The following is a 22,028-nucleotide window of genomic DNA, read 5'->3' as shown; positions in this document are numbered from 1 at the left end:
CTGTCAGATGATTATAAAGATAACGGAGAAGCAACTTGAAAGATTTACTCGATATCATGCAAAGCCCTACCGGCAACGGTAATCAAGAGTTTGATAGCATTCAAATTACTTTGGCCTCACCTGACGTGATCAAGTCATGGTCGCATGGTGAAGTGAAAAAGCCTGAAACCATTAACTATCGTACGTTTAAGCCTGAGCGTGATGGTCTTTTTTGTGCCAAAATTTTTGGCCCAGTAAAAGATTTTGAATGTCTATGTGGTAAGTATAAACGCCGTAAATTCCAAGGCGTTATCTGTGAAAAATGTGGTGTTGAAGTCACTACTGCCAAAGTCCGTCGCGATCGCATGGGTCATATTGACCTAGCCAGTCCTGTAGCGCACATTTGGTTCTTAAAATCATTACCAAGCCGCATCGGTCTTTTGCTAGACATGACGCTACGTGATATTGAGCGCGTTCTATATTTTGAAAGCTATATCGTTACTGAGCCAGGTCTGACTTCTTTAGAGAAGTACCAATTGCTTGACGATGAAGACTACTACCGAGCGCTTGAAGAGTTTGGCGACGAATTCACTGCCAAGATGGGTGCAGAAGCGGTACAAGACCTATTAAAAGATATCGACTTAGACTTAGAAATCGATGAGCTGCGTGAAGCGATTCCGCAAACGGGTTCTGAAACTAAGCTCAAAAAGATGTCTAAGCGTTTGAAGCTATTAGAAGCATTCCGTGATTCTAATAACAAACCTGAATGGATGGTTATGACCATCTTGCCAGTATTACCACCAGATTTACGTCCTCTAGTACCGCTAGAAGGTGGTCGTTTTGCGACTTCAGATTTGAATGATTTGTATCGCCGTGTTATCAACCGTAACAACCGTCTCAAGCGTCTGCTTGAGCTGAGCGCCCCTGATATCATCGTACGTAACGAAAAACGTATGTTGCAAGAGTCAGTCGATGCGTTGTTAGATAACGGTCGTCGCGGTCGTGCGATTACTGGTAGTAATAAGCGTCCATTGAAATCTTTGGCAGATATGATCAAAGGTAAGCAAGGTCGTTTCCGTCAAAACTTACTTGGTAAGCGTGTCGATTATTCTGGTCGTTCGGTAATCGTTGTAGGTCCAACACTACGCCTACATCAGTGTGGTCTACCGAAGAAAATGGCACTTGAGTTATTTAAGCCATTTACTTATAACAAACTGTTATCTCATGGTTTGGCAACGACGATTAAAGCTGCCAAAAAAATGGTTGAGCGTGAAGAACCGCAAGTGTGGGATATGCTGGCCATGGTTATCCGTGAGCATCCAGTGCTTCTTAACCGTGCACCAACGCTTCACCGTTTGGGTCTACAAGCGTTCGAGCCAGTACTAATCGAAGGTAAAGCAATTCAATTGCATCCGCTCGTATGTACTGCATTCAACGCCGATTTTGATGGTGACCAAATGGCCGTTCACGTGCCATTGACGCTAGAAGCTCAGCTTGAGTCACGTGCTTTGATGATGTCGACCAACAACATCTTGTCACCTGCGAACGGCGATCCAATCATCGTACCGTCACAGGATGTGGTATTGGGTTTGTACTACATTAGCCGCTCATCAGTGAATGCTAAAGGCGAAGGCATGATCTTTGCCACCGTCAATGAAGCATTGCGCGCGATTGGCTCAAACGATTTGCATGTAAACGCGAAAATTAAAGTTCGTGTGACTGAAACGCATTTCGATGAAGAAGGCAACGAGACCAAAGAAATCAGTATCAAAGATACGGTTGCTGGTCGTTTACTTATCTGGAACATCATGCCTAAAGGTATGACGTTTGATGAATGTAACCAAGAGATGACGAAGAAAAACATCTCACGCTTGATCAACTCTTGCTATCGTAAAGTAGGCGTTAAAGACAGTGTTATGTTTGCTGACCAATTGATGTATTTAGGTTTTGCGCAAGCAACGCTGTCTGGTGTGTCTATTGGTTTGGATGACATGGTTATTCCACCGAGCAAAAAGCAAATTATTGAAGTTGCTGAAGGCGAAGTGCGCGAGATTGAAGATCAGTTTGAGCAAGGTTTTGTGACGGCTGGTGAGCGTTATAACAAAGTGGTCGACATCTGGTCACGTACCAATGACAAAGTCGCGAAAGCGATGATGGATAACTTGGCGACCGATAAAGTCATCAACGCGCAAGGTGAAGAAGAAGAGCAGAAATCATTTAACTCTATCTTTATCATGTCAGATTCTGGTGCTCGTGGTAGTGCGGCACAGATTCGTCAGTTGGCTGGTATGCGTGGCCTGATGGCTAAGCCGGATGGTTCAATCATTGAGACACCGATTAAAGCCAACTTCCGCGAAGGTTTGACGGTACTACAGTACTTTATCTCTACGCATGGTGCACGTAAAGGTCTAGCAGATACGGCATTGAAAACGGCTAACTCGGGTTATTTGACTCGTCGTTTGGTTGATGTTGCACAAGATTTGGTTATCACCAGTGATGACTGTGGTACCGAGCAAGGCTTGCTCATGAAACCACATATTCAAGGTGGCGAAATCATTGAGAAATTGGGTGAGCTAGTACTTGGTCGTGTGACCGCGCGTGATGTCACTTACAATGATGACGCTGATAAGATATTGATTCCAGCGGGTACGTTGATCGATGAGCATTGGGTCAATGTGCTTGATGAAAACGCGATCGATGATATCTGGGTACGTTCAGTTATTACTTGTAATGTTGAGCATGGCGTTTGTTCACAGTGCTATGGTCGTGATCTTGCTCGTGGTCATAAAGTGAATATCGGCGAATCAGTCGGTGTTATGGCCGCTCAGTCTATCGGTGAGCCGGGTACTCAGTTAACCATGCGTACGTTCCACGTGGGCGGGGCAGCAAGCTCAGCCTCTGTAGACAACAGCATCTCTGTACGTAATGCTGGTCAAGCGCATTTCGAAAACATGAAAACCGTTCAACATACCGATGGTCACTTAGTCATCGTATCGCGTTCTGCTGAAATCGCGTTGACTGATGAGCTTGGTCGTGAGCGTGAACGCTATAAAGTTCCTTACGGTTCTAGCGTACTTGTGAAAGATGAAGATCAGGTCGAAGGCGGCCAGACCATCGCTAAATGGGATCCGCACACGCATCCTATCATCACAGAATTTGCTGGTACAGCACGTTTCAGTGATATTACTGATGGTCTAACAGCGACTGTGAAGGTTGATGATGCGACTGGTATGAGCTCGTTTGAGATTCTAGCCACTCGTGACCGTTCAAGCTCAGCAAAAGATTTACGTCCTGCGATTATCTTGAACACAGACGAAGGCAAAGAAGTGGTTTACTTCTTACCAGCTGAAACCATCATTCGTGTGAGCGATGGTGAAAAAGTAGCAGCCGGTTCGATCCTAGGCCGTGTACCACAAGCATCTTCAGGTACCAAAGATATTACTGGTGGTCTACCACGTGTTGCTGATTTGTTTGAAGCACGTCGCCCGAAAGATCACGCCATCATGGCAGAAATGTCAGGTGTGGTGAGCTTTGGTAAAGAGACCAAAGGTAAAAACCGCTTTATTATCACCAATGAAGATGGTGAAGTACATGAAGAGCTGATCCCGAAATGGCGTCAAATCAACGTCTTTGAAAACGAGACAGTTGCCCGTGGTGAAGTGATCGCTGATGGTCCACAAAACCCACACGATATCTTGCGCCTAAAAGGTCAAACGGCACTTGCTGATTATATCGTTAACGAAGTACAGGACGTTTATCGTCTGCAGGGTGTAAAAATCAACGACAAGCACATCGAAGTTATTATTCGTCAGATGCTGCGCAAAGTTGAAATTACCGATGGCGGCGATTCAAGTCACTTCAAAGGCGATCAGGTCGAGTACGCTGATATCAAAGCGTTGAATGCCAAACTAGAAGCGGAAGATAAATTCCCAGTACAGTTCGAGCGTCAATTACTAGGTATCACCAAAGCCAGCTTGGCAACGGAAAGCTTTATCTCAGCAGCGTCGTTCCAGGAAACGACTCGTGTGCTAACTGCTGCTGCCGTTACTGGTAAAGTCGATGAACTACGTGGTCTGAAAGAAAACGTCGTCGTTGGTCGCTTGATTCCAGCTGGTACTGGTCTTGCTTATCATAAAGCCCGTAAAGAGAAAGCGGATCAAAAGCTACAAGACAAAGATCTCAATGCAGCGTTTGATATGACTGCTAGCACTGATAGTAAAGACTTTGCTAGCTTTGATGAAGCCTTTGCACAAGAGCTGAACCAAGATAACTAATAGTATTAGACATCTTTGATTCATTGTTAACTTAATAAAAAAGCCAGCCTACGTTGCTGGCTTTTTTACGTTTGCAAATTAGTAAGGTAGTGAGGAAAATTGGTCTAAGAGCTATATCTGGTAAGCGGATAAGTCTTAATATAGCGCCGCTATTTTTTAGCTGATATACTTTCTAGCAAGATTGCTCCAGTTAGTAGTACACTCAAAAAATCATATCATGAGTTATGGATGTGCTAACTGGTCATATTTATTATTAATATAAGGATAATTAAAGTATGGCAGGTAAAACGCGCGTTGCTAAATATCAAGCAGATCGAACCAACCAAAAGCTGTATTTTTGTCGTCTATCTTGCCAAGCGGCTGGAAGTACCAACGATAAGCAGTTATATCAAGCACACTGTGAAACTGCTATTTTCCATTTGTATGGCAGTTTCCTAGCTTTTATCCAAGAGCTTGGTCATTTTTATAGCTTAAACATGACGGCACCCACTTTGTCAGATATCGAGCAAGCACTGAGCGAACGTACTCAAGTGTCACCTGAAATTCAACGCTTGCAGCAGTTACAAGAACAAGGTTTTCTTGCCAATGTAGAGCGCGCTTATCAACGTTGCCTGTATGCGGTACTGCCAGATAACTCGGCGGCTGAAAATGCTAATATGGTTGAGATAGAACCAAAAGATCTTATCGTTAACGTTGTCACTTTATCGAATCAATGGTTGCCAGATGAGGCGACCATACGTGAGTGGCGGCAGCAGCTTTTAGAGCTGATTGAGCAGTTGCGTGCGGGCATGGTTGAGTTTTAGTAGGGTAGGACTTAACTGATTTTATAAGCAGATCTTTAAGATTATAGTTTTAAAATAAAAAAGGGCTGGTTCAGTGATTACTGAACCAGCCCTTTAATGCTAAATAGCCGTTACCCTCGCAAAGTGTTTACTCTGGCATGGGTGGCATACGTTCGACAGGGGTGACCGTTAAAGGATTTTGTGGCACGCTATCGGCGTTATTATTGCTTGGCTGTGACACTGGCGAACGCTCAGGTTCTGATGGCTTACGTTGCTGTGCTTTGGTCTTGACGGGTTTGGCTGACGTACTAGTATCGCCATCATCGTCTTCGCTGTCAACAATGCCATCATCTGTCATCTCTAGGATTTGTTGCATCTGTTTCTTAGATTTGGCACGGTTGTTAACAGAGACCCATTGATTAGGCACATCTTTAAGCTGCGCTCTCATAAAGTCCATCCATACAGGCAGCGCCGCCACGCCACCATACTCACGGCGACCCATGGTTGATGGTTGATCAAAACCCATCCATACGACAGTAGTGTTAGTAGGATGAAACCCTGCAAACCATGCGTCTTTCGCATCGTTGGTTGTACCAGTTTTACCACCAATATCATTACGTCCCAACGCTTTTGCTCGTACAGCTGTACCACGCTGCACGACATCACGCAAGATATCAGCCATATCGTAAGCCACTCTTGGCTTCAAAATACGCGGTGCTTGCATGGCAGTAATATACTGCACGACAGGTGCTTTCAAACGATCTGAGGCTGGACTCCCATCATAAACGTTTAAATCAAGCGCCTCGTTATCTTTTGCCGTATTGTCGCTATCTTCTGCATTGAGGTCAGCAGCTGATTTATTCTCTGCGGCTTTGTCTTTAGCGTTAATTTTTTTCTCTTTTTTAGCAGCAAGCGCTGCATTCTCTTTTTCTATTTTTGCCTCATAATCTACGATAAGCTTTTTATTGAGATTTTCAAGTTGTTCGTTAAAGCATACAGCACAAGCTTGCTGCGGATTGGCTTGGAATAACAATTTGTTTTCGTAGTTGTAGATCTGTTCTATAAAGTAAGGCTGAACACGGTGACCACCATTGGCGAACGTGGAGTAAGCCGTTGCCATTTGTAATGGCGTTGCTTGCCCTGCGCCTAATGCCAACGATAAAGTCGTTGGTAGCTTTTCTTTATCAAGACCGAATTCATCCAATAGATTGCGGGCATCAGAAATACCAATAGCCTGTAATAAGCGGATAGAGACTAAGTTACGCGATAAATACAAGCCGCGACGTAAAGTGATGTCACCTAAGAAACGTTGATCAGAATTTTTCGGTTTCCAGTCACCTACTTGAATCGGACGATCCGAAACAATACTATCTGGGCGATAGCCTTTTTCTAATGCAGTGGTGTAGACCAGTGGCTTGATCGTTGAGCCTGGCTGACGCCATCCTTGCAAGGCACGGTTGAACTTACTGTGGTTAAAGTCAAAGCCACCGACCAATGCATTAACCGCTCCAGTTTCTGGATTCAAGGAGACCAGACTTCCTTGTATTTTAGGAATTTGTCCCAACTGCCAATTACCATTCGCGGTCGGTATCAAACGAATGATATCGTTTTTATTAACAATTTGGCGAGCATTGTCAGGAAAGTAACCGATACGATTGGCAGAAATATACTTGCGTGCCCAGCTCATCCCAGACCAACCAACAGTCACATTCTCACCAGAGGGCATTGTCGCCTCAAAACTGCGAGCATTCACTTTGGTGACTTTGGCAGGAGTCATATTACTATAACGACGGAAATTTTCTAGCGGTTCATCATTTGCTTCAGCCCCGCGCCAACCATGACGATGTTCGTAAGCCACCAAACCTGTCAGTATCGCCGCTTCCGCATCTGTTTGTGCTTTGCTATCAACCGTAAGGCGTACCCGCCATCCACTATGCATCACTTGCTCACCATAGCGATCAACTAAGGTAGAGCGTGTCATTTCTGCCAAATAAGGCATATTAACGTCTAGCTTTTCTTGGTACAAATTGATGGCTACCGGAGAGTTTACCGCTTCGTCGTGTTGCGCTTTATTGATATAGCCCAGCTCAAGCATACGGCCAATGATCCAGTTACGGCGAGTAAGGGCGCGGCTAGGGTTGGCGACAGGGTTGTATTTAGAAGGGGCTTTTGGCAGACCTGCTAACATTGCCATCTCAGCAATATTCAGGTTTTCTAACGATTTACTATAATATTTTTTGGCGGCGGCACGAATGCCATAAGCGCCTTCACCGAGGTAAATTTTATTAACATAGAGAGTCAAGATATCATTTTTACTGAGTTCGTCTTCAATCTTACGAGCCAAAAACAATTCCGTCAATTTACGATTTAAGGTACGTTCTGGACTTAAAAAGTAATTTTTGGCAACCTGCATGGTGATGGTAGAGCCACCAGTTTGGCTGTCATCGTCAGTCACCACTTCAGTCACCGCGCGACCAAGACCTTTAATACTAATACCACTATGCTGGAAAAAGGCCGCGTCTTCTGCCGCTAAAAAAGCATGCGTGAGATCTTCAGGAATGTCATCAAAAGTAACAGGTAGGGAGAGACGATTGCCATACTGACCGATTAATTTATCATCTCGGCTATAGATCTGTAATGGCATCTCTAAATTGGCAGTTTTGATTTCTTGGGTACTAGGCAAGGTGGGTGATAGGTACATCGCCATCCCATAGAAACCAATAGGCACAGCAAGCGCTAAGATAACGGCGAGCGCCAGACAGGCAATGAAAAGCCCCACCAAAAAGCGAATGAGACGAACGGTAGCATTTTTTTTAGCCATAATGAGACTTATCAATTAAAATTTGCAACAAATGAGGCATTATACCTTGAACAAAATAGGGAGGTCATAATAAATGTGTAAGTTGACCTTAATAACTTATTTAAATGCTTGAATCTATCTGGTAAGTAAAGTATTGTACTAAAATATTACAAATCACTATCAGATTGTACACTTAATATAAGGTATAGAGTTTGTGAGGCTATTTACTTCCAAGAGTCGACATTTGATTGGCATAGATATCTGTGCTACTTCGGTCAAATTGGTTGACATACAGCGCCAACAAGGGATGTTTCATCTAAAATCCTATGGTATTGAAAGACTACCGGAAGGCGTAGTCGTTGACAAACTTCTTGTAGATACTGAGGCAGTGGGTAATATTATAGCTGGCTTGGCGCGACGCTGTCAGGTAGTGGGCAGCGATGCCGCTGCCGCCGTCTCAGGCTCAGCAGTGATCACCAAAATCATTGATATGGATATGGTGCTAAGCGATATTGAGCGCGAAGCGCAAATCCGTCTGGATGCTGATCAATATGTGCCTTATCCCTTAGAAGATGTCAATCTGGATTTTGAAGTATTGGGCCCTTCTTTAGTAAATGACGAGATGGTACAAGTGTTGCTTGCTGCCTCACGCTCGGAAAATGTCGACCAAAGAGTTGATGCTTTAACCTTTGGTGGCTTGCAAACCAAGGTCATGGATATTGAAACACATGCTATTGAGCGTGCGTTCGGTTTGATGGCAGACAACTTGCCAAATATGCCAGAGATTGTCGCCTTGGTCGATATCGGACACAACCAAACCACATTATATATCGCCAAAAATGGCGAGTTTATATATAGCCGTGAACAGTTATTTGGTGGCTCTCAGCTCACAGAGGCGATACAAAATCGCTATGGACTATCAGCTGAAGAAGCAAATATTAGTAAACGTGCAGGTACTTTGCCTGATGATTACTATCCAGATGTATTGACCCCCTTTATAGAAAATACTATCCAACAAGTCACGCGCTCTCTACAGTTTTATTTTTCCTCGAGCCAATACAGTAGTATCGATCATATCGTACTGGCAGGTGGTAGTAGCTCTATTGCAGGTCTGGCCGGTATGGCGCAACAAAAACTGGGTGTGACGGTTAGTATTGCCAATCCTTTCACCAACATGACCATTGCGCCGCACATTGATAATGAGCAGCTGGTCATTGATGCCCCGAGTTTAATGGCCGCATGCGGTCTTGCGTTAAGGAGCTTCGACTAATGGCTCGTATTAACCTACTGCCCTGGCGGCAAGAAGAACGTGCGCGTCGCAATAAAGAGTTTCTTACTTTAGTAGTGGCGGTAACTTTATTTGCCTTACTAGCAGCGTTCGCTTCATGGAGCTATTTTAATAATGAGCTTGATGAACAACGCAATGCGAATGTACTGATTGAGCAAGAGAACGCTCGCTTAGACAAAGCATTGATCGAAATTGATAGCCTAGAGCAACGCCGTGAAGATATTATCTCTCGCATGCAGGTGATTCAAGATTTGCAAGGTCGACGACCTGTGCCTGTACGTCTATGGGATGATCTAGCCAAAGCCATTCCGCCTGCGCTTTATCTAAATAACCTAAAGCGCGAAGGCGATATCCTTACTTTGACGGGTCTTGCGGACAATCCAAATGTCGTATCAAGTTTGATTCGCAACCTTGATAGTAGCAAATGGATGGGCAACTCAGCGGTCAGTAATATTCAGCAAAATATTAGCGCGTATACACCAGCGCCTGCGCTTAATGAGCCGGTAACAACTGATGGACAGCCACGTCCCGTTTATCCTGAAGACAGTTACGTACAGTTTGTCGTAACGACCAAGGTGCAATCAGAGACTGCTGTAGCCGTTGATGCTGATGGTAGTACTGGGCTGGGAGGTGAGTTATGAAGCTGAGCCGTAAAAAAAGCCTAATCAAGACTAAAAAGAGCGCTGTCAATCCTAAAAAACAGTTTGACTTGAATGAGTTTCGCCGCAGTTTTGAGTCTTTGGATTCTGAAAACTACGGCAGCTGGCCAATTCCGGTAAAGATAACGGTCATTGGATTTATCATTGCACTGATAGCGGCGCTATCGTGGGCGCTACCGATTAGCAGCAAGATTGATGAGATTACTGCGGCAGAAAGTCAGCAGCAAACCTTACTTGATAGTTACCGTGAAAAAGAATCACGTGCACGTCACTTAAAAACTTATCAGGCACAGGTTGTCCAGATGGAGACGGAATTCAACACCTTACTTGACCAACTGCCAAAAGACACCCGCGTGTCAGAGCTGGTAGAGGGTATTAACATGACGGGTGTTGGCAGTAATATACGCTTCCAAGATATTTCTGTAGAGCCTGAGATTGAAAATGAATTCTTTATCGAGCAGCCTATTCGCATTGCAGCGTTAGGGGAATATCATCAGTTTGGTAGCTTTATCAGTGGTCTTGCTGCCTTACCACGCATTATTACGATGCACGATTTTGAAGTCAGTAATCCACAGCCTACTTTAGATGTGTTGCCGGAGCTGAATTTGGTATTACAAACCAAAACGTATCGCTCAAAAGAAGCGGCGCCTGAAGGTGAAGAGGCTGTTGCTACTGATGCCGCTACGACCGATGCTGCAGGAGGCAACTAATGAATATCAAAAAACTGCCCATGCTACTGATTTTGAGCGCCGCTGCTTTATCAATCACAGGTTGTAGTGATCGTATTGGTATGGCAGAAAAAGCGATGACCGATATTCGCAATCAGCCTGCTCAGCCTATCGAGCCACCGCCAAAAGCTGAGCTGGTAGAAGATTTTGTCTATAGTGCCAGTACGCAGCGCAGCCCGTTTTTGCCGCCAAGCTTAGTCAATATACAAGGTCCTAGCACCTCTATCGATGGCGTGCGCCCTGATATCACCAGAGTAAAAGAACCGCTTGAGCAATATGAGCTCTCACAGCTGACTTTTCGTGGCGTCGTAATTTCGCCAGAAGGTCAGCAGTATGCACTTGTACAGCGTCCTGATGGTTCGGTTGCTAGTGTGAGAGTAGGTGATTATCTTGGATTAAATGACGGCCGTATTGTTGAAATCACGCCGACCCAAATTAATTTGATTGAAATTGTGCCAGACAGTCGCGCCGGGTTTATTGAAAAACCCCAGTCGCTGGTCTCCCCTATAAGTTAAGTCGGCAGATTTTTTGAGGAATAAATAATGACAGTACGCAATAACAAGGTAATGATGATGAGCAACCGCGTCTCTTCTGCTTTTGCCATTTCTGCATTGGCAATCAGCATGGTAGCAGTTAGTAGCAGCGCCCATGCCGCTCAGCGCATTAATAATGTCTCTGTGGTACAGACTGCACCAGCAGTGACACAAATGCGTTTAGGTTTTGTAGGCTTGCCAGTATTACCTGCTGCTTACCAGCTCAATGATCCTAGCCGTCTGGTGTTGGATTTTGAACAGGTGCAAAACGGACTTGCCAGTCGCTTTAACGAATACAATATTGGTATGGTAAATGATGTCACGACGCTAAGCAGCGACAATACGACGCGTCTGATCGTTGGGCTTAAACAAGCGGGCAACTATACGACAGCGATTGATGGCAATGATCTGCTGTTGACCCTTACCGATCCCAGTCGCCCAGTCATCACCAATGACCCGATTAAAGACGTACTCAATGATAATAGCGGCATTACCACGACGGCAGTGGTCACACCGATTGTAGACACCAGTACCGTGCCTGTCACTTCAATGAGAACAGTCGCAACTAGCACGACCGTGGTGAATAACCAAGTGCCGACGGATACAATGGTAGTGCGAGTCAATCCACTGCTAAATCCACAGCTTGCTGCCTCTCAAGTCAGTAAGCAGTATAGCTATGATGGCTTAACGGCGGTGAATTTTTCAGCAGGGAGTAACGGCGGTGGCAACGTCAGTGTTGCGCTTGCCAACGAAGCGATTCCGGTTGATGTACAGCGCCAAGGCAATAAATTGGTCGTACGCCTAACTGGCAGCACGGTACCGAGAAACTTATTGCGTCGCTTGAATATTAATAGTGGTCTCGTTAGTAGTATTGATACCAAAAACCAAGGTCAAAATGGTGTTATCACCATTAATATGACTGAAGATTATGAGTATCAAGCGTATCAGTCGGGTAACCAGCTAAATGTCAGTATCAGTAAACCTGAGCTGCTACGAGAGCCAACACTGGAAGAGAGAGTGTACAGTGGCGAAGCGCTATCCATGGAATTCCAAGATGTTGAAATCCGTAGCGTCTTAGATATCTTAGCGCAGTTCACCGATATGAATATCGTTGCTAGTGATTCGGTGGCGGGTAACATCACCTTGCGCCTGATCAATGTGCCTTGGGATCAAGCGCTTGATATTATTCTAAAAAGTAAAAATCTGGGCAAACGCGAGAATGGCAATGTGATTTTAGTCGCGCCATCTACAGAACTTGCTGAACAAGAAGCGCGTGAGCTTGAAGCGCAGCAAGCGGTTGAATCTTATGCGCCACTGCGTACCGAATACATTCGCTTAAGCTATGCAAAAGCGCAAGATGTATTGACGCTTATTTCGCAAGGTAGTGGTTCATCTGGTGGCAGCAACACTGGCAATTCAAATACTAATGACAACAATACTTTATTGTCTAATCGTGGAACGGTTACGGTTGATGAGCGTACCAATACTCTGATTATCAAAGATGTCGCGGATAGTATCGAAAATATCCACAATCTAATCAGCAAAATTGATATTCCGGTTCGTCAAGTGATGATTGAAGCGCGTATCGTTAGTGCGACTGATAGCTTTAGTAAAGAGATTGGCGTTCGTTGGGGTATCCTATCGAATGGCGCAGCGAATAACCGTAGCCTATTGGTCGGCGGTAGTAATCAGACTTTGGCAGATCTTAAGGATTTTGATATTGAAACGACGACTGTCAATGGTCAAACGGTTTCTTATCCTTCTTATGATATCAGCCGTCCCGATAACTTAAACGTTGATTTAGGCGTTGCCAATCCAGCGGGTAGTATCGCTTTTGGCTTGTTAAGTATGTCTGATGTGATGCTGGATCTTGAATTGTCAGCACTGCAAGCCGACAATCGCGGTGAAGTTATTTCAACGCCGAAGATTTTGACAGCGGACAAACAAACAGCCAAAGTATCATCGGGTACGCAGATTCCTTATCAAGAAGCGTCTGCCAGTGGAGCAACCACGACCAGCTTTAAAGAAGCGGCACTCAGCTTAGAAGCGACGCCAAACATTACACCAGATGGTAAAATTGGCTTGCAACTGGTCATTACCAATGGCACGCCAACAATTATCAATAATCAGGTAGCAATTGCCGAAGATTCAATCTCGACCAATGTCATCGTTGAAGATGGTCAAACCATCGTACTAGGCGGGGTCTTTAAAAACCGTACCACTAATGAGGTATCTAAAGTGCCTTTCTTAGGGGACTTGCCTTACGTCGGTCGTGCATTCCGTCGTGATGTCCGTAGTAACTCCAAAGAAGAGCTACTGATATTTGTTACGCCAAAACTGATCAACGATGGTGTGAGCCGTTTAAATTAATAATCGTGTTATCGGTTATGAATCAAAAAAAGCAAGCCCTAGTGCTTGCTTTTTTTATGGGTAAGTTTTTGTGCGTGCGTGGATTTTACTCATAATAATCACTGCTCATTACTAGCCAGAATATCAATGACGTTGTATCATACCTAATTTAGCTGAGTGAGTGTTATGGTGGAGGAATTACCGTCGGTATTTTTAGTGGGGCCGATGGGAGCGGGGAAGACCACAATTGGCCGACTGCTTGCCAAGCAGTTAGGGCGGACATTCGTAGATAGCGATTGGTATATCGAGTCGCAAACCGGCGCTGATATTGCTTGGATATTCGCTAAAGAAGGCGAAGCGGGCTTTCGTGAACGTGAGACACGTGCCATTGATGAGCTGAGCCAGCAAAAGCAGATTGTCTTGGCAACGGGTGGTGGTGCTGTCATGGCTGCTGAAAATCGTGAATTTCTTAAGCAGCGTGGTATCGTGGTTTATCTCAATGCACCAGTTGATGTGCAAATGGCCCGCACTGCCAAAGATAAGTCGCGACCTTTATTACAACAGCCCAACCCCAGAAAAATATTGCAAGATTTATACAGTAAGCGCGATCCATTATACCGGCAAGTGGCTCATATCATTATGCCTACTGGTCATACGTATCCTCGCCATATGGTCAATCAATTATTACAGCAGCTCGAATCCTTGTGTTGCGCGCCTTCTATAACACCAGACTCTAAAGAAGATTGAAGATAAAAAATAATAGACTATGGCGTGTCCTCATTTTAACCCCTTTAGCTCGCTATCGATTAAATTGAGGACACGCTCTAGATGTATAACGATACTCAGCTAATGTTACTTCACTAAAAAATGCTCAGGGAGACTTTCATGGCAACGGCACTGTTTCATGATGGCTTAACGGTACACACGCAAAGCCATGATTATCCAATCATCATTACTGAAAAATCTGCGACAGAAGCTAGCAGTATGGCGAAGCAAGTCGCACCTTATATTAGCGGTCGCCAAGTATTGATTGTCACCAATGATATTGTGGCACCTTTATACTTAAAATCGTTAGAAGATGAGCTAGCACAGCAATTTACGGTAAAGGTCTGTGTGTTACCAGATGGTGAGCAATATAAGAACCAGACGAGTATTGACCAAATTTATGATGCCCTAATGGCTGAGCATTTCAATCGTGATGTTACGCTTATCGCACTTGGTGGCGGCGTGGTTGGTGATATGACAGGCTTTGCAGCCGCCAGCTTTATGCGCGGGGTGAATTTTATCCAAATTCCAACCACGTTATTGTCGCAAGTGGATTCAAGCGTTGGTGGCAAAACAGGCATCAATCATGCCCAAGGCAAAAATATGATTGGGGCTTTTTGGCAGCCGCAAATAGTACTTGCTGAGATGAGTACGCTAAAAACCCTACCAGCGCGTGAGCTTTCGGCAGGTCTTGCTGAAGTCATTAAATACGCGCTTATCATGGATGCGGATTTTTTGACGTGGCTTGAGCACAATTTACCGGCAATGATGGCTTTAGATTTGGCGGTACTTGGCGAGGCGGTAAAACGTTGCTGTCAGTACAAAGCCGATGTCGTCGCCCAAGATGAAAGAGAGTCGGGTGTGCGTGCGTTATTGAACTTCGGCCACACTTTTGGTCATGTGATCGAAACCCATGAAGGCTATGGTAATTGGCTGCATGGTGAGGCCGTTGCCGCTGGCATGGTACAAGCGGCTGAGCTGTCACAAAAACTAGGCTGGTTAACGAATGAGGACGTGGCTCGTATTAAGCGCGTTTTGACATTGGCCAATTTGCCTATTACCCCGCCTACTATTGACGTACAAACGGCTTTAGACTTGATGGGTCATGATAAAAAAGTGAAACACGGACAAATCCGCCTTATTTTGCTAAAATCAATAGGTGAAGCTGTGTTGACCAATGATTTTGATGCCGAGCTTCTCACTGATGTCTTGTCACAACATAGCTCATGAGAACGTCAAATTTATTGATTGTCACTATATTGGTATGAGCACAGATTTAAAGCGTTTAACTATATCTCACCAAGGATCTCCTCATGGCAGCATCTAGCTCGTCGACTCGCACCGCTGGTCAGTCATATCGTCGTCAAGCACTGATTTGGTTGTTAGTGACCCTAGTGTTGGGCGTTGCTACGGCTTTGGTCTGGATGTTTAGTCAAACACCAGCGATGGGTGCCAAGATTGAAAATGCCCCGATATCAGCCCCGCAAACATTAAGTGCCGAACTTGAGCAGCCATTAGCCATTGAGTCGCTACATGAACTAGATACTGATGTGCAGCCGATCAGTTTTGATGCGACGGTTCGTGATTTACGCAGTTATCCTGATGAATTTAAAGACAAGCGTTATCTGCTAGCTAATAAAGGAAAATGGACCGTGCAGGTGATGAATGTTGCAGAAAACGAGGTGATTGTCAGTTATTTAGAAGGCCGTGAAGACCGTGAGAAGTTTTCGTACTTTCGCTATCTTGATGATAATAATCAGATCCGTTATATGCTGACTTATGGTTTGATGAGCAGTCCGCAAGAGGCTGTTGGTGCTGCCAAATTAATTGATTTTAGGCTACCGGCCAATGTGCGTGTCTTGCCTGAAGAAATTAATCGCTATGTCAGTATCATCGACAATTATGAACGCCCTGATCCGGTCAAAGACTTGAGTGCTAGACGCACACAATCTGTTAATTTGCGTCCAACCAAACGTGAATTGCCGGTCCGTCAGACAACGCAAACTAATGATAGTGTCAATGAAAAAACTGTCAGCAATAATGCCAATCGTGGCGGTCAAGAAGCAACTAATGATAGTAGCGAGGAAAGTATCCGCCAGTCGGTTGATACCTCTGCGACCTTGTCAGTCAATGAAGAACGTACTGTTGGTAATGAATCACAATCAATCTCTGAAGTACCGGCTAAAAACGAAAATGAGGCAAATAGGTCTAATCAGGACAATAAAACGCCTACGACATCAGGAACAGGTAATAGTCCTATAAAAAAACCACCAGTGGTAGTAGCGCCAAAACCACCAAATACCAATAGCAGTAATGGTGCAAGCAATAATTCGAACGCTACTGGTCGAGTCGCCAATACCAATCCTTCAAAAAATAATAGTGACAGCATGAAGGCGCTAATAGAAGATAAAAGTAACTGACCCTTATTGAGTGTTAATTTAATAATGAAACCCACTAACTGTCTCTGTTAGTGGGTTTTTTGATGTATTAGCACTCGTTTTGGCTGTTTTAAAGTGAGGTTTAGAGACAGCTAGGCTTTATGTCTCTTCACAGTTAAGTCTTAAATTTCTCTCTTTGTATTAAGTTTTCAATCTGGTTTTTCATTGTCCTATAACTAATAGTAATAAGTTGTCTTACAATTTATGGCTGATGAATCGATAGAAAAGACTAGATTTTTTGTTAAGCATTAACTAAGATGAGTATGGGCAACGCTCTGTATAGTTATCGTAAATAACGGTTTAACGAGCAGTCATTTAGTAACTTATTATTAGTGGTAAGATAGTTGCTTACTAAACGGTTGTCGCTTCAAGCGTGGCGATTGGCCCTCTATAGTAAGCTTATTACAAATCGCACAATCCCTGCTAGTGTCACTTCGATTAGGGTTACTAAGGCGCTTGTATATAGAGTGTCTGATATTCAATATTAATAAAATGCCATATTGTCGCATGCTCATCTAGCTGCTTACTAAGCCACGCTAGTAGGATGTAACACCAAGCGTTAATGAAAGTGCTAATGAGTGGGTAACTGGTATACAGGGTGTTGTTTTACCCGGTTGCCATGGGCGGTTACTGACTGTTTATTGGTGCATTGTATTATTACACGAGTGGTCTGTTATTAGATTATCAAAGGATTGGTTGCCAAAGCACTGTGAGAGTTAGAGTTTCCTCTTATTCTCACAGCATAACTGTCTACTGAGCATCGCACTATTTATTAATTCGAATATACGAATATTTACCTACCAGCCCGTTCTGCCTGCGGTCACCAGTTTATACTCCGCATTGGATATATAAGCTGCCCGTTTACTCAAAAGGACAAGCTATGTCAATGATCTCTTCCCATACGCATTTGGCCACGCCGGATGACTTTTCTGATAACTGCGGCTTTGGTTTGATTGCTCATATTGAGGGACAAGCCAGTCACGATTTGGTAAAAACGGCTATTCATAGCCTCAGCTGTATGACGCACCGTGGTGGTGTTGCTGCTGACGGTAAGACAGGCGATGGTTGTGGTTTGCTATTGGCGACACCCACGGCTTTCTTCAAAGACATTGCCCGCGAACAGCAGTTAGTAGTCACAGATAATTTCGCTGTGGGTATGGTGTTTGTTAATCTCGACGAGTCCAAGGCCCAGTACAGTCAGCAGGTACTTGCTGATGCAATTATTGCTGAAGGTTTAGAGGTTGCTGGCTGGCGCGACGTGCCACTTGATCTAAGTATTGTCGGTGAGATTGGTCGTGAGACCTTGCCAGGCTTTAAGCAAGTATTTGTCAACGCACCTGACACTTTAGATGCGGAAGATTTTAACCGCAAGCTGTTTGTAGCCCGCAAAAAAGCAGAGCAGCGTTTGGTGGATGACGAGCTGTTTTATGTGTGCTCGCTGAACTGTCAAACGATTATTTACAAAGGCTTGGTAATGCCTTCCGATCTTCCAGCGTTTTTCTTGGATTTACAAGATGAGCGTTTGGCCTCGCATATCGTGGTGTTCCACCAGCGTTTTTCAACCAATACATTGCCGCGCTGGCCATTGGCACAGCCATTCCGTTATCTTGCCCACAATGGTGAACTGAATACCATCACGGGTAATCGTAACTGGTCTAAAGCACGTACGCCAAAATTAAAATCAGACAAACTGCCTAACTTAAATGAACTGACGCCATTAGTGAATAGCACAGGTTCGGACTCATCAAGCTTAGATAATATGCTTGAAGTACTGATGTCTGGTGGTATGAATTTGTTCCATGCAATGTCGATTCTGGTACCACCTGCGTGGCAGAATGTTGATAGTATGGATATGGATTTGCGCGCGTTTTATGAATTTTACTCGCAGCATATGGAAGCGTGGGATGGTCCAGCAGGTCTTGTGATTCAAGATGGACGCTATGCGGTCTGTATGCTCGATAGAAACGGCCTGCGTCCTTCGCGTTGGGTGACCACCAAGAACGGCTATATTACCGTTGCGTCAGAGGTTGGCGTTTGGGATTACTCGCCACAAGATGTATTGGCAAAAGGTCGAGTCGGACCTGGTCAAATGCTGGTCATTGATACGTTGACTGGTCAAGTCTTAGATACGACTGCCATTGCAACTTTACTAAAAACGGCTCATCCATATCGTAAATGGCTACGTGAAGAAGCGACACGCGTCCGTGATGATGAGCGCTTAGAGGAAACCTTGGCAGCGCAAGCTTGCCGTGGTGATAAGCTAAAAGCCTTACAGAAAATGTATCACATCACTAATGAAGAGCGTACAGAAATTATTCGTCCGAACGCTGAAAATGGTCAAGAGCCAGTTGGTTCGATGGGTGATGATACGCCAATGGCGGTACTATCGCAGCAAATTCGCCATGTCGGTGACTTCTTCCGTCAGCAGTTCGCTCAAGTAACCAATCCACCAATCGATCCACTACGTGAATCCATTGTGATGTCGTTACAGACATGCTTAGGTGCGGAAACCAACGTATTTGCGCCATCAGCTAGAGACGCACACCGTATTATTTTATCGTCACCAGTCTTGTCAGCCAGCAAAATGCAGCAGCTTGAAACCTTAGATGATTCGGCGTTCAAAATGGCGCGCATTGATCTGAACTATGACCGTACTGTAGAGCTGTCTGATGCTATCGTGGCTATTTGTGAGCAAGTAGCGACTAGCATCCGTGCTGGTAACACGCTGATCGTATTGTCTGATAAAGATATCGATGCCGACAAAGTACCAGCCAATGCCATCATGGTTACGGGCGCTGTGCATCACTATTTAATTGGGCAAGGTATTCGTACTGATGCCAACTTGGTGATTGAGACCGGTCTAGCGCGCGATTCGCATCAAATAGCGGTATTGATTGGCTTTGGCGCGACCTGTGTGTATCCGTACTTAGCTTATGACGTCATCGATGATTTGGTTGCCACTGGTGAGCTATTGGGCGATCCGATTCAAGCGCGGGTTAATTTCCGCAAAGGCTTGGATAAAGGACTGCTAAAAATCTTATCAAAAATGGGTATTTCTACCATTGTTTCTTATCGCGGTGCGCAGTTGTTTGAAGCAGTCGGCCTCTCAGAAGAAGTCGTCAATTTATGCTTTAAAGGCGTACAAAGTCGTATCAAAGGGGCTACCTTCGCAGACTTAGCTGCCGATCAAGCGCAGCTAGCAGCGAATGCCTTTAAACGTCGCGCGCCACTGGATCAAGGTGGTCTGCTGAAATTCGTCTTTAATAAAGAATACCATGCCTTTAATCCTGACGTGATTAACAGCCTACATACCGCTGTGCGCACGGGCGATTATGACAATTATCGTAATTATGCCAATTTAGTAAATAGCCGCCCAGTTGCCACTTTGCGTGACTTATTGCAGTTAAAGACGGACAATCCTATCGATGTCAATGACGTCGAAGATATCTCCAAGATTTTGACTCGTTTTGACTCGGCTGGTATGTCGTTAGGCGCGCTATCTCCTGAAGCGCATGAAGCCATTGCTATGGCGATGAATACCATTGGTGGTCGCTCAAACTCTGGTGAGGGCGGTGAAGACCCAGTACGTTATGGTACCTTGCGCAACTCAAAAATTAAGCAAGTTGCCTCGGGTCGTTTTGGCGTAACTCCAGCGTATCTACGCTCAGCGGAAGTGATGCAAATTAAAGTGGCACAGGGTGCTAAGCCGGGTGAGGGTGGTCAGTTACCGGGTGGTAAAGTCAACGCCTTGATTGCCCGTCTGCGTTATTCAGTGCCAGGGGTGACGTTGATTTCACCACCGCCGCATCATGATATTTATTCTATTGAAGATTTGGCGCAGCTGATTTTTGACTTAAAACAAGTCAATCCAGATGCCTTGGTTTCGGTCAAACTGGTCTCACGTCCGGGTGTTGGTACTATCGCTACTGGCGTGGCAAAAGCCTATGCCGACTTGATTACCATCTCAGGTTATGATGGTGGTACCGCCGCTTCACCCTTGTCGTCTATCCATCATGCTGGCTCGCCGTGGGAGTTGGGTCTTGCTGAGACGCATCAGTCATTGCGAGTCAATGGTCTTCGAGACAAAGTACGTATCCAAACAGATGGCGGTCTAAAAACTGGTCTGGATGTGGTTAAAGCCGCTATCCTTGGCGCTGAAAGCTTCGGCTTTGGTACGACGCCGATGATTGCTGTTGGTTGTAAGTATTTGCGTATTTGCCATTTAAATAACTGCCCGACTGGCGTTGCCACGCAAAAAGCCCAACTGCGTGATGAGCATTTCATTGGCGAAGCGGAAATGTTGATTAACTTCTTTAAGTTTGTCGCTACGGAGACACGTGAATGGTTAGCGGCATTGGGCGTGCGTAGTATGGAAGAGCTGGTCGGACGTACAGACTTGCTTGACGTGCTAGAAGGCAATACTGATAAGCAACGCCATTTAGATTTATCACCGCTATTATTTAGCCATCCGGCCAGTAGCGGCAAAGCGCAGACCTGTCAGGTAGAGCGTAATGAGCCATTTGATAAAGGCTTACTTGCAGAGCAAATGATTAGTGATATGCTGCTCAATATTCGTCAAGGTAATGGCGGTGACTATAGCTATTTTGTTGGTAACTGTGACCGATCTATCGGTGCTCGTATTTCTGGCGAGATTGCACAAGTATGGGGCAACCTGGGCATGAGTGATATGCCGATAAAACTTCGTTTGACTGGTACAGCAGGGCAGAGCTTGGGTGTTTGGAATGCTGGCGGCTTGAATATTGAGCTTGAAGGCGATGCCAATGACTATGTTGGAAAAGGCATGGCAGGTGGTGAGATTGTCATTTACCCACCAAAAGACTCAAGCTTTATCGCCCAAGAAACAGCCATCATCGGTAATACCTGCCTATATGGTGCAACTGGCGGCAAGCTATATGCTGCTGGTACCGCAGGTGAGCGTTTTGGGGTTCGTAACTCTGGTGCGCATGCAGTCATCGAAAGCACTGGTGATCATTGCTGTGAATATATGACGGGCGGTATAATGACCATTCTTGGGCGTACTGGTCTCAACTTCGGTGCTGGTATGACGGGTGGCTTTGCTTATGTGCTCGACATGGAAGGGGATTTCTTTGATCGCTGCAATCATGAATTGATTGATTTAAACCGTATCTCAAGTGAGCAGACGGAAGGTCATCGCATTCATTTACAACAAGTGATTGAGACCCATGTAGAGAAAACTGGTAGCGCGTGGGGTCAGACTATTTTGGCTGACTTTGAGCATTATGTTCGTAAGTTTTACTTGGTGAAGCCAAAAGCGGCAAACATTGCGAGTCTCCTTAAAACCACGATGGCTGACCCACAGTAGCTTGTATTAAGTTGATTCAATCGATTAATTTAATCAGAGTCGCCAGCGTTCCGTTTTAAGACACGTTTTAACTCACAGGTTTCGAGTAG

At 44.9% G+C, this 22,028-nt stretch carries 12 protein-coding genes; 11 read left to right on the top strand and 1 reads right to left on the bottom strand.

Annotated elements, in window-relative coordinates:
* The first annotated feature begins 35 nt into the window (after nt 1-35).
* On the top strand, nt 36-4,253 hold the full coding sequence (gene rpoC / locus IE130_RS10945) for a DNA-directed RNA polymerase subunit beta' (RefSeq protein ID WP_010201712.1): 4,218 nt from the start codon (nt 36-38) through the stop codon (nt 4,251-4,253).
* 275 nt (nt 4,254-4,528) lie between these two features.
* Nucleotides 4,529-5,056, top strand: a complete 528-nt coding sequence (locus IE130_RS10940; protein ID WP_189585783.1) for a DUF6586 family protein — start codon at nt 4,529-4,531, stop codon at nt 5,054-5,056.
* A gap of 127 nt (nt 5,057-5,183) precedes the next feature.
* On the opposite strand, the gene IE130_RS10935 is transcribed toward IE130_RS10940, so the two are convergent.
* Entirely contained in the window at nt 5,184-7,856 is a 2,673-nt protein-coding gene (locus IE130_RS10935) for a penicillin-binding protein 1A (protein ID WP_189585781.1), read from the bottom strand.
* Between the two features lie 193 nt (nt 7,857-8,049).
* Here IE130_RS10935 and pilM point away from each other — a divergent pair, with 193 nt between their 5' ends.
* The 9 genes from pilM (at nt 8,050) to gltB (ending at nt 21,939) form a co-directional block, all read left to right on the top strand.
* Nucleotides 8,050-9,105: a type IV pilus assembly protein PilM gene (gene pilM, locus IE130_RS10930; protein WP_189585778.1), complete on the top strand. Its 1,056-nt coding sequence runs from the start codon at nt 8,050-8,052 to the stop codon at nt 9,103-9,105.
* Nucleotides 9,105-9,764, top strand: a complete 660-nt coding sequence (locus IE130_RS10925) for a PilN domain-containing protein (protein WP_189585774.1) — start codon at nt 9,105-9,107, stop codon at nt 9,762-9,764. The genes pilM and IE130_RS10925 overlap by 1 nt, the downstream gene beginning before the upstream one ends.
* Nucleotides 9,761-10,492 carry a type IV pilus inner membrane component PilO gene (locus tag IE130_RS10920; RefSeq protein ID WP_189585771.1) on the top strand — a complete coding sequence of 244 codons (732 nt, stop codon included), beginning with the start codon at nt 9,761-9,763 and terminating at the stop codon, nt 10,490-10,492. The genes IE130_RS10925 and IE130_RS10920 overlap by 4 nt, the downstream gene beginning before the upstream one ends.
* Nucleotides 10,492-11,025 (top strand): pilus assembly protein PilP, encoded by a 534-nt coding sequence (locus IE130_RS10915; protein WP_189585768.1) that lies wholly within the window; start codon nt 10,492-10,494, stop codon nt 11,023-11,025. The genes IE130_RS10920 and IE130_RS10915 overlap by 1 nt, the downstream gene beginning before the upstream one ends.
* 27 nt (nt 11,026-11,052) lie before the next feature.
* Nucleotides 11,053-13,413, top strand: a complete 2,361-nt coding sequence (locus tag IE130_RS10910) for a type IV pilus secretin PilQ (protein WP_189585765.1) — start codon at nt 11,053-11,055, stop codon at nt 13,411-13,413.
* Nucleotides 13,414-13,578: 165 nt separating this feature from the next.
* The gene (aroK, locus tag IE130_RS10905) at nt 13,579-14,139 is read left to right on the top strand and encodes a shikimate kinase AroK (RefSeq protein ID WP_026037374.1); all 561 of its coding nucleotides are present in this window, start codon (nt 13,579-13,581) and stop codon (nt 14,137-14,139) included.
* 138 nt (nt 14,140-14,277) lie between these two features.
* Nucleotides 14,278-15,387 carry a 3-dehydroquinate synthase gene (gene aroB, locus IE130_RS10900; protein ID WP_189585762.1) on the top strand — a complete coding sequence of 370 codons (1,110 nt, stop codon included), beginning with the start codon at nt 14,278-14,280 and terminating at the stop codon, nt 15,385-15,387.
* An 83-nt stretch (nt 15,388-15,470) separates the two neighbouring features.
* Nucleotides 15,471-16,577, top strand: a complete 1,107-nt coding sequence (locus IE130_RS10895) for a hypothetical protein (RefSeq protein ID WP_189585759.1) — start codon at nt 15,471-15,473, stop codon at nt 16,575-16,577.
* 898 nt (nt 16,578-17,475) lie between these two features.
* Nucleotides 17,476-21,939 carry a glutamate synthase large subunit gene (gltB, locus tag IE130_RS10890; RefSeq protein ID WP_189585756.1) on the top strand — a complete coding sequence of 1,488 codons (4,464 nt, stop codon included), beginning with the start codon at nt 17,476-17,478 and terminating at the stop codon, nt 21,937-21,939.
* Nucleotides 21,940-22,028 lie beyond the last annotated feature (89 nt).

It is taken from the genome of Psychrobacter glaciei, from assembly GCF_014652895.1.
In the GTDB taxonomy this organism is placed as follows: domain Bacteria; phylum Pseudomonadota; class Gammaproteobacteria; order Pseudomonadales; family Moraxellaceae; genus Psychrobacter; species Psychrobacter glaciei.
Note: the sequence above shows the minus strand (reverse complement) of the source record. Positions and strands in the feature narration are given on the sequence as shown.